11 protein-coding genes are annotated in these 13,566 nt (G+C 69.4%); 6 read left to right on the plus strand and 5 right to left on the minus strand.

What is annotated here, in order from left to right; translation table 11 throughout:
- Window positions 1-28: 28 nt before the first annotated feature.
- Together ACQY5G_RS02080 and ACQY5G_RS02085 are read left to right on the plus strand one after the other, a co-directional pair.
- The gene (locus ACQY5G_RS02080; protein WP_428276552.1) at window positions 29-946 is read left to right on the plus strand and encodes a proline dehydrogenase family protein; all 918 of its coding nucleotides are present in this window, start codon (window positions 29-31) and stop codon (window positions 944-946) included.
- A gap of 10 nt (window positions 947-956) precedes the next feature.
- A complete protein-coding gene (locus ACQY5G_RS02085) occupies window positions 957-1,817 on the plus strand; it encodes an SDR family oxidoreductase (RefSeq protein WP_428276554.1) in 861 nt (286 codons plus the stop codon).
- Here the strand turns inward: ACQY5G_RS02085 and ACQY5G_RS02090 are convergent.
- Entirely contained in the window at window positions 1,716-3,167 is a 1,452-nt protein-coding gene (locus ACQY5G_RS02090; RefSeq protein ID WP_428276556.1) for a MiaB/RimO family radical SAM methylthiotransferase, read from the minus strand. The two genes, ACQY5G_RS02085 and ACQY5G_RS02090, sit on opposite strands and share 102 nt — an antisense overlap.
- A gap of 211 nt (window positions 3,168-3,378) precedes the next feature.
- On the opposite strand from ACQY5G_RS02090, the gene ACQY5G_RS02095 reads away from it, so the two are divergent.
- Complete coding sequence (locus ACQY5G_RS02095; RefSeq protein ID WP_428276558.1) at window positions 3,379-3,795, plus strand: hypothetical protein; 417 nt, start codon at window positions 3,379-3,381, stop codon at window positions 3,793-3,795.
- A gap of 60 nt (window positions 3,796-3,855) precedes the next feature.
- A complete protein-coding gene (locus ACQY5G_RS02100) occupies window positions 3,856-4,890 on the plus strand; it encodes a class I fructose-bisphosphate aldolase (RefSeq protein WP_428276560.1) in 1,035 nt (344 codons plus the stop codon).
- A gap of 33 nt (window positions 4,891-4,923) precedes the next feature.
- Here ACQY5G_RS02100 and hutF read toward each other — a convergent pair whose 3' ends face one another.
- Window positions 4,924-6,315 (minus strand): formimidoylglutamate deiminase, encoded by a 1,392-nt coding sequence (hutF, locus tag ACQY5G_RS02105; RefSeq protein WP_428276562.1) that lies wholly within the window; start codon window positions 6,313-6,315, stop codon window positions 4,924-4,926.
- A gap of 125 nt (window positions 6,316-6,440) precedes the next feature.
- Here hutF and ACQY5G_RS02110 point away from each other — a divergent pair, with 125 nt between their 5' ends.
- The gene (locus tag ACQY5G_RS02110) at window positions 6,441-9,809 is read left to right on the plus strand and encodes a TonB-dependent receptor (RefSeq protein WP_428276564.1); all 3,369 of its coding nucleotides are present in this window, start codon (window positions 6,441-6,443) and stop codon (window positions 9,807-9,809) included.
- Between the two features lie 41 nt (window positions 9,810-9,850).
- Entirely contained in the window at window positions 9,851-12,313 is a 2,463-nt protein-coding gene (locus tag ACQY5G_RS02115) for a choice-of-anchor B family protein (RefSeq protein ID WP_428276566.1), read from the plus strand.
- A gap of 22 nt (window positions 12,314-12,335) precedes the next feature.
- On the opposite strand, the gene ACQY5G_RS02120 is transcribed toward ACQY5G_RS02115, so the two are convergent.
- The 3 genes from ACQY5G_RS02120 to ACQY5G_RS02130 all read right to left on the minus strand — a co-directional run bounded on the left by ACQY5G_RS02120 (window position 12,336) and on the right by ACQY5G_RS02130 (window position 13,557).
- Window positions 12,336-12,734, minus strand: coding sequence for a type II toxin-antitoxin system VapC family toxin (locus tag ACQY5G_RS02120; protein WP_428276568.1), 399 nt, complete (start codon window positions 12,732-12,734; stop codon window positions 12,336-12,338).
- Window positions 12,718-12,969 carry a type II toxin-antitoxin system Phd/YefM family antitoxin gene (locus tag ACQY5G_RS02125; protein ID WP_428276570.1) on the minus strand — a complete coding sequence of 84 codons (252 nt, stop codon included), beginning with the start codon at window positions 12,967-12,969 and terminating at the stop codon, window positions 12,718-12,720. The genes ACQY5G_RS02120 and ACQY5G_RS02125 overlap by 17 nt, the downstream gene beginning before the upstream one ends.
- Window positions 12,970-13,080: 111 nt before the next feature.
- Window positions 13,081-13,557: a hypothetical protein gene (locus tag ACQY5G_RS02130; RefSeq protein WP_428276572.1), complete on the minus strand. Its 477-nt coding sequence runs from the start codon at window positions 13,555-13,557 to the stop codon at window positions 13,081-13,083.
- Window positions 13,558-13,566: the final 9 nt, after the last annotated feature.

The following is a 13,566-nucleotide window of genomic DNA, read 5'->3' on the forward strand; positions in this document are numbered from 1 at the left end:
GGCGAGGGTCGGTCGGGGTATGGAGACGATGCGGAAGGCGCTGCTGTGGGCTTCCACGAACCGGTGGCTCTCGCAGCGTCTTCCGGAGCGTCCTTTCGTGCGGCGCGCGGTTCGCAAGTTCATGCCGGGCGAGAGGCTGGAGGACGCGCTCGGCGAGGCCGCCCGTTTACGGGAGGAAGGCGTTCCCACTCTCGTCACCACGCTGGGCGAGAACGTCGAGACCGCGGAGGAGACCCGCGAATCCGTCGCCGAGTACGTGCGGGCGATGGATCTGGCGGAGGAGATGGGGCTCGATCTGGAGGTGTCGATCAAGCCAACCCACCTCGGACTCGACCAGGACCCGGAACTCGCGGTCGAGAACGTGGGGGAACTCGCGGCGCGCGCCGAGGGTCAAGGCACGCTCTGGATCGACATGGAGGGGTCGTACTACACGGAGGCGACGCTGTCTCTCTACCGCGCGGTCCGGCGCCGGCATGTGAACGTCGGACTCTGCATCCAGTCCTACCTCAGACGGACGGCCGACGACCTCGAATCGCTCATGGAATTCGGCCCCCGCATCCGGCTCGTGAAGGGCGCGTACGCGGAACCGGCCGAGATCGCCTTTCCGGACAAGCGGGACGTGGACGAGAGCTACCTCGCCCTCGCGCGGCGCCTCGTGGACCACCTCGGGAACGGAGGGGACGGATTCCTCGGACTCGGGACCCACGACCCGGCGATGATCGGGCCGCTCTCCGCGGACGCCGGGGCGGCGGGCCTCGATGGCCGCCGGTTCGAGATCGAGATGCTGTACGGGATCGGACGGCGCGAGCAGAGGAGGCTCGTGCGCAACGGAACCCCGCTGCGGGTGCTGATCAGCTACGGGGGGGCGTGGTTCCCCTGGTACATGCGTCGCCTGGCCGAGCGGCCGGCGAACATATGGTTCGTCGCCCGCAGCATGTTCCGGTAGGACTGCGAGAATGGACGGAAAAACGGGAGACGACGCGCTCTTCGCACCGGATGTCCTCGCAGGCCGGACGGCGTTGATCACGGGCGGCGGCAGCGGCATCGGGTACGGAATCGCGGAGTGCCTCGCGGCGGCCGGCGCCTCCGTGGGCGTGTTCAGCCGCAGCGAGGAACGGGTGGGGCAGGCGGCGGAACGCCTGGCTTCGGCTCACGGCGTGCGGACGGTGCCGACGGTCGGGGACGTGCGCGAACCGGCGGCTCTCGAACGCGCGGTGCGGGAGACGCGGGACGCGCTCGGGTCCATCGACATCCTCGTGAACAACGCGGCGGGTAATTTCTATGCGCCGACGGCGGAACTGTCGCCGAACGGTTGGCGCGCCGTGGTGGAGATCGATCTGTTCGGTACCTTCCACGCCTGTCGCGCGGTCTACCCCGTCATGGCCGAGCAGGGATACGGGCGCATCGTGTCGATCTCGATGACGCTGCATTACCGGGGCTGGCCCCTCATGGCCCACGCGACGGCGGCCAAGGCGGGGGTGGACGCGCTCACGCGCACGCTCGCCATCGAGTGGGCGCGGGACGGCATCAACGTGAACGCCGTGGCGCCGGGTCCGATCCCGACGGAGGGCGTGAAGAAGGCGTTCGAGGCTCCTCCGAGCGAGGAGGTCGACATGTTCGGCGTGCGCTCCGGCGCCGGGTTCGCGGAGCGTTTCATTCCCGCCGGGCGGCTGGGACGCCCTCACGACATCGGGCAGATGATCACCTTCCTCTGCTCACCGGGCGGAGACTGGATCACGGGCGCGGTGATCGTCGTCGACGGCGGGGAGTCGCTCGTGAGCCCGCGCACCGTTCCCCCCGGACGCTCCGAGAGCTGACGCGCCGCCCTTAGCAGCCCGTGCGCTGGCGGGCACTTCGGCCGTCAGACGCCCGGCGCGCGCCCGCAGGCGCGTGGAGAAGCGACCGCCGGGGGTCGCGTCGCCGAGGAGTCCGACCCGCAGGTAGTCGCCCGTCACGCCGGCGACGCGGTCGTCCCGACCCTCCACGACGATGTCGGCCATGGTGCCTGCGCGCGTTTCCGAATAGGCCTGGCCCTTGCGGAGGCCGATCTCCCGCAACGTTCGGGAGCGGGCCGCCGCCACGTCGCCGGGTACCCGGTCCGGGAGACTTGCCGCCACGGTTCCGTCCCGCACCGAATACGGGAACACGTGCAGGTAGGTGTAGGGCAACTCCTCCACGAGCGCCCGCGTCTCCTCGAACTCCTCCTCCCCCTCGCCGGGGAACCCGACGATAATGTCCGCGCCGAGACCGAACGCGCCGGAGCCGACGGCGCCCAGACGCTCGGCGATCGCGAGCACCCGGGCCCGATACGCCTCCCGCGTATGCCAGCGGCGCATGAGGCGAAGCACGCGGTCGGACCCGCTCTGCAGCGGCACGTGCAGGTGGGGGGCCAGACGCCCATCCGATGCCGCGAGCAGATCCACGAGCCGGTCGTCGATTTCCGTCGCCTCGATGGAGGTGAGGCGGAGGCGGACGGGGACTTCCTCGAGCAGCCGTTCGCACAGAGTCGCGAGACCCGGGGACGTGCCTGCGGAGTCGGCGGCGAGATCCTTTCCGTAGTGGCCGATGTGAATCCCGGTAAGCACGAGTTCCGGGTGCGCCTGGGCGAGGGTCGCGGCCTCGGCCACGATGTCGTCTACTGGCCGCGAGACCGAAGCGCCGCGCGCGATCCGCGTCGCGCAGAACGAGCATTTCCGGTCGCACCCGTCCTGGATCTTGAGCCAGGCCCGGGTGCCGCGCGCATTCCGCTGCAGTGGGGCGGACGAAGCGGCCGAAACACCTGACGTGACCGGACCGGCCACGGCGACGTCTCCCAATTGCGGTACGAGTCGCGCGACCGCGGACGGGTCGTGTCCGGGCACGACGCCATCCACCTCTTCCAGCGCGTGATACTCGGCTTCACGAAAGGAGGTTGAACAGCCGGCGACGACGATGCGGAGATCCGGACGTTGGCGGCGCAGCCGGCGCACGAGTCGCCTCGCGTTCGCGTCCGCCTGGTTCGTCACGGTGCACGTGTTGATGACGGCGATGTCCGCCGCGTCCGCGTGGAGCGCCGTCTCCGCCCCGCGAAGCTCGAACTCCTGACGGATCCGCTCGGTATCGTACTGGTTCGCCTTGCACCCGAAGGTGTGGAACCAGACGGAAGGCTTGTCGTTCACGTCGCTCATGTCGCCGGGTCGTGTCGCTGACGGAGGGGTTCGCACGTTCTCTCATGTAAGATCGGTGCAGCGCGAATGAGACGCCATGTGTCGGGTGGACTGCACCCCGCTCCGATGTATCTTTCCCAAAGTTACTTATCCGGCCGGAGGCAGGTGCGGATCGTGCGCGGACCCGACCGTCGCCGCGCGACCCGGCAGAGCGGCCATGGAGGAATGCAAGATGTGGTGCGTGAAACAGAAGCGGTACGCAATCGTCGCCATCGTGGCAATCGGGTTGTCACTCGCGGCCTGCGGTGAAGACGACCCCGTAGTTCCGGAGCCCATGTTCGACAGCCCGTCCACCGTGCGCGTGGTCAACCGGCTGCTCGGCCCCGTGATCTATGTCTTCGCACGCCCCTGCGGGATGTCGGACTGGGGTTCGGATCTCCTCGGTACGGACCATCCCGTCGAGGGGACGATCCAGCCCGGAGGTCAGCGGGACTTCACGGTCGAAGCCGGCTGCTACGACTTCCGGGCCCAACATCTGGAGACGACCGAACCGGGTCCCCTGCTCGAGAAGATGCTATTCAACCAGGCGGCGTCGCCGGTCACGCCGGTGATCTGGACGCTCGAAGTCGAACCCGTAGACCCGACCTGAGCCGCATTGGGCCGCGTCCAACACTGAAACCCGGCCCGGAATGAGGGCGGAGGAACCATAATGAGGCAGCAGCTCGTCCAGGTGGCGGAGGACATGGGGGCCAAGGGCAAGGGGATCCTGGCCGCCGACGAAAGCTCGGGAACGATCCGGAAGAGGTTCGACGGGATCGGCGTCGAATCGACGGAGGAGAACCGTCGCGACTACCGGGAACTGCTCTTCCGGACGAGCGATGCGCTGAGCGAGTGCATCTCGGGCGTCATCCTCTTCGACGAGACGCTGCGGCAGTCGGCGGCCGACGGCACGCCGCTCGTCCAGCTCCTCTCCGATGCCGGATCGATCCCGGGGATCAAGATCGACAAGGGAGCGCATGACCTCGCGGGGGCGCCGGGCGAGAAGGTGACCGAGGGACTCGACGGGCTGCGCGAGCGGCTGGCGGAGTACTACGAACTCGGGGCCCGCTTCACGAAGTGGCGCGCCGTCATCGACATCGGACGGGGCGGAGACCGCGCCACCCCGAGCGCCTACTGCATCGGGGCGAACGCCCACGCGCTCGCCCGGATGGCGGCGCTCAGCCAGGAGCAGGGACTCGTGCCGATCGTGGAGCCGGAGGTGCTGATGGATGGCGACCACGACATCGACCGGTGCTTCGAGGTCACGGAAGCCACGCTCAAGCAGGTCTACATGGCCCTCTTCCACCAGCGGGTGCTCCTCGAAGGCTCGGTCCTCAAGCCCAACATGGTGCTTTCGGGCAAGCTGTGCGCGGATCAGGCGGGGGCCGAGGAGGTTGCCGAGAAGACGGTGCGCTGCCTGAAGCGTGCGGTGCCCTCGTCGGTTCCGAGCATCGTCTTTCTGTCGGGAGGGCAATCGGATATCGAGGCTACCGCCCACCTGAATGCGATGAACGCCGGGTTCGATACGCCGTGGAATCTGAGCTTCTCGTACGGGCGGGCGCTGCAGGCGGCTCCGCTGCAGGCCTGGGGTGGCGCCGCGGACAACGGGCCGGCCGCGCAGGCGGCGTTCGCGCACCGCGCACGCATGAACGGTCTCGCGACGCGCGGGAAGTGGTCGATGGAGCTGGAGCGGGCCGCCGCCTGACGCCGCGCGGGCGACTCTGGCGCGACGCCGGGGTCAGATGGCCCGCCGGAGCTCTCGCATCGCCGTCCCGAAGGCGGATCGGATCTCGGCCTCGCCCGCGACCGATCCGCGTTCGACGCGTCGTTCCCCTCCGACGTACACGGCCTCGATGTCGCGCTCGTCGCCCCCCACGAGCCACGCGTCCATGAGGGTCTCCCAGTCGTGTCCCAGGGTGTGGGGGCCTTCCCGGTCCAGAACGACGAAGTCGGCTCGGTAGCCGGGTTCGATTCGCCCCAGCCGCCACGGCGCGCCGGCGCCGGCCGCCGGGCCGGCCGAGGTCGCCGCCGCCTCTCCTCCGCCAGCCGCGAGCCACGACCAGACGACCGACCCCGCGCCCGCTTCGGTGGCCAGCCGGGCTCGCCGCCGATCCCGCAGGCGCTGCCCGTATTCGAGTTGCCGCGCCTCCTCGATGGCGGAGATGCGGACGTTCGCGTCGGAGCCCGCCGCGGCCGCGCCACCCGCGAGAAAGTGCTCGCGGGCGGGAAAGATCCCGTCCCCCAGGTGGGCTTCCGTGATCGGACACAGGACGACCCGCGCCCCCGCGCTCCGCAGCCGGGCGCGCTCCGCCTTCGTCGCGTGCGTCGCATGCACGAGACTCCAGCGCGGGCCCAGGTCGACCGTGTCCGCAAGGAGATCGACCGGCGTTCGGCCGTGCGCCGCGAGGCATTCCTCGACCTCGAGTTCCTGCTCGCTGATGTGGATGTGCAGCGGCGCCTCACGACCCAGCTTCGCATCGACCCCCGCCACGAGTTCCGCGAGGTCGGCCGTGGGCACCGCCCGCAGAGAGTGCGGCGCCACGCCGGCCACCGCCGGGCCCAGCGCCTCGACGGTCGCCATGAATTCGTCCACCGAGCCGTGCGCGAAGCGTCGCTGTCCGGCGTGAGGCGCAGCCCCGTCAAAGCCGGCGGTCCGGTAGTAGACGGGCAGCAGGCTGATGGGAAGGCCGACGTCCGCAGCCGCCGCGAGCACGGCCTGCGTCGTTTCGGGCCCACGCGTGCCGCTCGGGCCGTGATGCAGGTAGTGGAATTCCACCACGTGAGTGAAGCCCGCGCGCAACATGCGGGCGTACCCGTGCCGGGCGACGTCGAACAGTTGTTCCGGGGTGATCGAGCCGGCCAGCCGGTACATGGCTCGGCGCCAGCTCCAGAAGGAGTCGTCGCCTCGCGCCTCTTCGCCGAAGCCGGTCAGTGCGTGCTGGAAGATGTGCGAGTGCGCGTTCGGCATGCCGGGGACCGCGAGTCCTCCGTCGCGGGGGGCGCCGCCGGCACGCACCGCTCGTATCGCACGGATCGTCCCGTCCGGAGCGATCTCGATCGACCGGTCCCGCTCGAGGCCTCCGGGGCCCAGAATCGCGCGAAATGTCAGCGTGCGGCTCTTGGTACTCACGGCTCCGACAATACACGGCGGTCGGACGGCGCGGGTAGCCCACCGATACACCATCCGCCCTCCGCGCGTTATCTCTTAGCAGAGCTTTGCCACGGGCTCGTAAGGTCTTCGGAAAGGAGAACACCTTGAGTCGCCCTGTCGGCGTTCTGTTGATCGGCCTTCTCGCGGGCCTCGCCGTCCACCCGTCCATCGTCTCCGCTCAGGGGGTGACGACCGCCGGCGTGGCCGGACGCGTGATCGACGCCGACGGAGCCCCCGTGGCGGGAGCCCGGGTCGAGTTCCGCCACACCCAGACCGGCGCCACCCACACCGTCCTGAGCGACGACCTGGGCCGTTTCAGCCTCGCCAATCTGCGGCCCGGCGGGCCCTACACGCTGGAGGTCGCGCGCATCGGGCTCAATCCGGCGACGCGGGAGGGTCTGACGCTCATCGCCGGACAGCGGCTGCGGCTCGAGGTTCAACTCTCCGAGACGGCGGTCCCCCTGCCCGAACTCTCCGTTCGCGTCGAGACGGATCCCGAGTTCGACCCCACCCGCATGGGCTCGACGACGGTCGTCGACCGGGAGACGCTTGAGACGCTCCCCACGATCTCCAGGGACTTCACGGGATTCGCCCGACTCTCGCCTCTCGTGGCGGTGGACGAGATGGGTACCTCCGTGGCCGGATCGAACATCCGCTTCAACAACATCCAGGTGGACGGCGCCCTCAATCAGGATGTCTTCGGCCTCTCGCCGACGGGGGTGGCCGGAGGACAGGCGCGGGGGCGCGTCATCCCGCTCGCGGCGATCGAGGAACTGCAGGTCCTCACCGCGCCCTACGATGTGCGCCAGTCCGGGTTCACCGGGGGCGTTCTCAACGCGGTCACGCGCACGGGGGGCAACGACTTCCGTGGCTCCGCGTTCGGCTTCTTCCGCAACGACGCGCTCGTCGGCGACGCGGTCATCGGCGGGATCCCGCGCGCGCCGGGCGATCTGGAGAACGCCTTCGCGGGCTTCGATCTCGGAGGGCCGATCCTGCGCGACCGCCTGCACTTCTTCGTCGCGGGCGAACTCGAGAGCAGGACGCGGCCGCCCGATGGCTTCACGGTCGGCATCGACGAGATCGTGCGCACGAAGCTGGACCCCGACTCGGTCAACCGCGTATCCAGGATCCTCCGGGGTTACGGCGCGGAAGCGGGCGAGGCCGGCCTCTACACGCTCGAGAACAACCTCGCCAACCTGTTCGCCCGCCTCGACGCCCGACCCGACGCGAACCACTCTCTCATGTTCCGCTACAACCTCGCCTACGCGGCCGACGATCCGGCCACGAACCGACTCCCCGGCGACGCCTACGAGATGTCGTCCACGGGACGGGAGATCGAGTCACGGAACCAGTCGTTCGGAGCGCAGTGGCTCGCGACGCTGAGTCCACGGCTTTCGAACGACCTCATGGTGAACGCGCAGTTCCTGCGCGACCGCGAAACCGCGAACTCCCTCTATCCCCGCGTCGAGGTCGGCCTCCAGGCGGGCGTGCCGGGGGCGGGGTTCCGGCGCGAGTTGCGCCTCGGGTCCAACTATTCAGGGCCCGACGGCGAACTCGACCAGAACATCCTGCAGGTCACGAACGCGCTCACCTTCTCGCTCGGTGACCACCACCTCACGCTGGGGGCCGGGTTCGAGCGGTTTTCCATCCGGCGCGAGTATCTGCCGGGCAGCCTCGGCAGCTACTACTTCCGGTCGCTGGCGGACCTGGAGGCGAACACCCCCGAGGAATACGTCGTCCACGTGCCGCTCTCGGAGGACGCCGGCACCTCGGACTTCGACGTGCACCAGTTGTCGGCCTTCGTGCAGGAGGAGGCCCGGATCGGGGAGCGGCTGAACGTTCGGGTCGGCCTGCGGATGGACGTGCCGCTGATGCCCGACGCGCCGGCGCACAACCCGGACGTGCAGCGGTCGTTCGGCTTCAGCACGAGCGACCTGCCGGGCGGCACCGTCCTCTTCTCCCCGCGGGCGGGCTTCAACCTCGGTCTCGGCGGGGACCGCACGACGCAGATCCGCGGCGGGATGGGGCTGTTCACCGGCCGGCCACCCTTCGCGTGGCTCGCGAACGCCTATCAGAACACGGGGCTCTCGTCGGTTTTCATGACCTGCCGGCGGCGGAATTTCGGCGTTCCCGATCCCGAGATCGTCCCCGCGTTCGATCCTCTCGCGCCTCCCCCGACCCTCTGCGTGGACGGCACGGGCGGCGAGGCCGCGGTCCCCATCGTCACGCTGTTCGACCCGGACTTCCGCTTTCCGCGCGACTTCAAGGCCTCGCTCGCCGTCGACCAGCGCCTGCCGGGGGGATTCGTCCTCTCGCTCGAGGGGATCTACACCCGCTCCGTGAACCAGATCGCGTTCCAGGATCTGAACATCGGCCCCGCCTTCCCTGCGGATGACCGCACGGAGGCGAACGGGTTCACCTACGGCTTCGGCTTCGGGACCCGAGAGACCTTCGCCGACCCGGGCGCCGGGAGCCAGTTCGTCGATCCGCCGCCGGGCGAGCCGCCGGGCGAGCGGGAGCCGATCTTTCTCCCCCGACGCGTCGACCCGGGCTTCGGACAGGTCATCAAGATCGGCGACCGGCCCCTGAACTTCTCGTACGCCCTGAGCGCGCGGCTCCGGAAGCAGTTCGGCGACCGGCTCTCCGTCGACGTGGGCTACGCCTTCAACCGTTCCGCCGACGTCCGCAGCCTCTCTTCGCTCGATGCGATCGCGAACTTCGGCTACACCGCGGTCGAGGGCGATCCGAACGATCCCCAGCGGCAGGCCTCTCTCTTCGACCGGCCGCACCGCCTCGTGGCGAGCGCGACGGCCGCCCTGCCGGAACTGATGGGGGGCGGCCGCCTCTCCGTGCTCTACGTGGGGCAGTCGGGGCGGCCCTACTCGTACGTGTATGCGGACGACATCAACGGGGACGCCTATCCCGGGTACGGCCGGGCGCTCGACCTCGCGAACGACCTCATCTTCGTGACCGGCGCGGCGTTCGACTTCCCCGGAGGGGGACGGACCCCGGTCAGCGGCATCCTCTTCGAGCAACTCGTCGCGCAGGAGCCCTGTCTGCAGGAGAACCGGCTGCGGATTCTGCACCGGAACGCCTGCCGGACGCCGTGGTCGCACCAGCTGGACTTCCGCTTCAGCCAGCCCATCCGGCTGGGCGGCGCGGAAGTCACGGTGACGCTCGACGTGCTCAACGTCCTCAACCTCGTGAATCGCGATTGGGGACACGTCCAGACCGTGAACCCCGTTGTGCAGCTGCTGACCGTCGAAGACCGGATCGAAGACGACTTCGACCTTCAGAACATGCTGCCCGAACCGGACGATCCGCTCCGCGCCCGCTACGCCGGGCCGCTCCAGACGAGCGACACGGGCGGCGTTCGAGCCTCGGTGCCCTACCTGCCGCAGATCGGCGCCTCGCAGTGGCAGGCCCAGTTCGGCATCGCCATCCGCTTCCGCCAGCGCAGCCGAGGGGGATAGGTTCCGGCGCTCGACCCTCCGCAACCCCTGGAGTCAGTACCATGCGACCACGTCATCTCGCTCTTCTCGTTTCCCTCGTTCCCTTCGTGGCGGCGATGCCGGCGCCTGCGCCGGCGCAGACGCATGCCGGCAGCCTTGACCATGCCGGCGGGGCTCCGATCATCGGCTTCGGAGCGGCGGCGGCCGTTTCCGGCGACGAGATCTACGTCTCGCGGCCGGGCGAGTTCGCGATGTTCCCCATGCCGGGCTCCGAACCCGGCAGCGTGCACGTATTCCGGCGCAGTGGCCAGGATGGCTGGGTGGAGATCGCCGCGATACCGGCGCCGAGCGGAGTGTACGGGGATGGTTTCGGGGAGTCGCTCGCCGTCGAGGGCGACGTCCTCGTGGTAGGCGCCCCGAAGGAGAACGAGAGCCGGGGGGCCGCCTACGTCTTCGTCCGCGAGGGCAGCATGTGGAGCTTCCGGGAGAGGCTGGAGGCGCCGGACGGGATGCCTGGCGACGCCTTCGGTTCCTCGGTGGCCGTGGGGACCGGCGCGCAGTTCGGGGTCATCGGCGCGCCCGGACGCGGGGCCAGCGGCTCGGTGTTCGCCTACGCCCAGTCCGATATGGGCCTGACGTCCGTCGAGCTCACCGGGTCCGACGCCCCGGCGGACGCCCGCTTCGGGGCCGCCGTCAGCGTCGAGGGAGATTTGGCCCTCGTCGGCGCACCCGGTCCGTTCTCGCTCAGCCAGTTCGCGGCGCCGGCCCAGCCCCAGGCGGGAACCGGATACGTGTTCCGTCGCAGCGGGACGGACTGGTCCGAGGTCGCGCGGCTGACGCCGGCCGGCGGCCTCGTGGCCGGCCGATCCGCCGTGCTCGAGGGTGGAGAGGCGTTCCTCGGCTCCCCCCTCGCCAACCAGGCACAGGGCGCTGTCTTCCGCTTCGCGGCGGACGACGGCGGGATGTGGTCCCAGACCGGGATGATCGCGGCCGCGTCACCGTCTCCGGCGGCCTTCTTCGGCTATGCCCTCGCCGGGGCGGGAGGGCGACTCATCGTCGGCGCGCCGGGAACGAACAACTTCTCGGGCGCGGCGCACGTCCTCCGCGCGGGAGACGAAGGCGAGTGGAGCGAGGAGACCGTACTGCAGAGCGAAACCCGGGGGCTCATGGGCTTCATGGGCAACTCGGTGGCCGGCGGCGACGGCTTCGCGGTGGTCGGGGCGCCCGGATCGGAGTTCTTCGAGGGCATCGGCTTCGTGTTCGAGCGCGACGCCGGCGGCGCGTGGAGCGAGGCCGCTCCCATCCACGAGACCGAGTTCGGCCTGGCCTCCGTCACGGGCGACGAGATGCGATGCTCGGACGACGGCACGGTCGCCGGCTTCGACTGCTCGGACGTGGACCTCGTCTCCTTCCTCCCGGCCCGCGAGGTCGGCGGCGGGCGCGGGATCATGGTCAGCGACATCTGGGGCTGGGTGGATCCGCAGACGGGCCGCGAGTACGCGATCCTCGGACGGTTCGATGGGACCTCCTTCATCGACGTGACGGATGCGGGGAATCCGGTCTATCTCGGCAATCTTCCCCTCACCGAGGGGGCGATCCCCAACCTGTGGCGGGACATGAAGGTCTACGCCGACCACACCTTCATCGTGGCGGACAACGCGGGCGAACACGGGATGCAGGTCTTCGACCTCACGCGACTGCGGGACGTGACGAGTCCGCCGGTGGATTTCGACGAGGACGCGCACTACGCCGAGTTCGCCTCCGCGCACAACATCGTCATCAACGAAGAGTCGGGCTTCGCCTACGTGGTGGGCGGCAGCGGCGGAGGCGAGACCTGCGGCGGCGCGCTGCACATGGTGGACCTCCGCGATCCCCGGAACCCGACCTTCGCCGGCTGTTTCGCGGACCCGGAGACGGGGAACGCAGGATCGGGCGGCTACACGCACGACGCGCAGTGCGTCATCTACGAGGGCCCCGACGCCGACTACGCGGGCCGCGAGGTGTGCTTCAACGCGAGTGCGACGAAGCTCGGCATCGGAGATGTGACCGACAAGGACAACCCGACGCCGATCTCGAACGCCGCCTATCCGAACGTGGCCTACTCCCACCAGGGGTGGCTGTCGGAGGACCAGCGCTACTTCTATCTGAACGACGAACTCGACGAGCTGTCGGGCGGGACGACGGGGACCCGGACGCTCGTGTGGGACGTGGCGGACCTGGACGATCCGGTGCTCGTGCGGGAGTTCGTGCAGGACAACGCGGCGTCGGACCACAACCTCTACATCCGCGGCGACCTCATGTACCAGTCGAACTACGTGAGCGGACTCCGGATCTTCGACATCTCCGACCCCGAGAACCCCGTGCCCGCCGGCTTCTTCGACACGGTGCCGGGGAGCCCGGATGCGCCCGGGTTCGCGGGATCCTGGAGCAACTACCCGTTCTTCCCCTCCGGGAACATCATCGTGTCGAGCATGCGCGAGGGGCTGTTCGTCCTCAGGAAGCGGGAGACCGCCCTGGTGCCCTAGCAGGCCGTGGCAAGAGCCCCGCTCATGACAGGGTCTCCACCAGATTGGCTTCGACGATCCTGCGGTCGTGCGTCAGCAGCGTCGCGCCGAATACGCGGGCCGTGGCGACGAGGATGCGGTCCGCGGGATCCCGGTGGAAGGAGTCGGGGAGGGCGGCCAGTTCCGTCGCGATGGCCGGCGAGATCCCCTGCCGCCTGACGAGCGGCGGGGCGACCGCCTTATCCAGCCATTCTCGTAGCGGGACGGTCAAGCGGATCCGGCCCAGATCGCAGAGGGTGGCCACCTCCCAGAGCGAGATGTCCGACACGAGCAACGGCGAATCTGCACCCGCGGACTCGATGACCTCCCGCTGCTCCGGCGAGAGCCGCGAGACATCGTTCAGCCACCAGATCAGGATGTGAGTGTCAAGCAGCGCCGTCATCGCCGAGGCTCTCCCAGTGATCCTCGGGGACGGCAGGCGCCACGATGTCGCCGACGACGGTCACCGTGCCCTTCAGTTCCCCCTGCGGGTACTCGGCCTGCGCACGGCTTGGTGGCCAGAGTTCGGCTACCGCCTGCCCACGCTTGAGGATGACTACGCGTTCGCCGGTCTCGCAGACGCGATCGAGGATGGCGAGGCAGCGCGCCTTGAAGTCGGATGCGTTGATCGTTTCCATGTGACCAGTATTGATGACCAGTTAGATTGTGTCAAGCCTTCCGAGAATGGTCTCCCCGGGGGCGAAGCGGGACTGCGTGCGACGGGCCAGCCCGTCCGATGGAGACGCTCGTCAGTCGAGCGACTCCATGAAGCGCACCTCGATCCGCAGGTAGCTCGCGCCCCCGCCCGGGACGTCGGCGAAGATCTCGCCCCATTCCGGGGTGCCGAGCACCTGGGGGAGCTTCTCGTCGCGCTCCGCCTTCGACGCCCAGCGGATGACCCACGTGACGTTCCCCGGCCCGAGTTCGTCCTGCTCGGCGCCCCGCACCTCGGCGGGAATTCCCGAGTCGATCCAGAACCCGGCGATGTCCAGGTGCTCGCGCAGATAGCGGATATACTCGCCTCTCGCGACCTCCTCGTACTCCTCGAAACGGGCCGGGTCGAAGTGATAGGTCCGGACCTCGTAGATCCCCCCGGGCTCCGCCGCCGCCTCCTCCGCGTCGCCCGTGGCCAGTTCGATCCGCGTGCCCTCGCCGAGGCAGGCCGAGAGGGCTGTGAGGGCGAGCGCGGCCGTCGCGAGTCCGGTGATTCGAGTGCGTAGCTTCACGGCTCCTCC

The organism is Candidatus Palauibacter sp., from assembly GCF_965261555.1.
Classification (GTDB): domain Bacteria; phylum Gemmatimonadota; class Gemmatimonadetes; order Palauibacterales; family Palauibacteraceae; genus Palauibacter.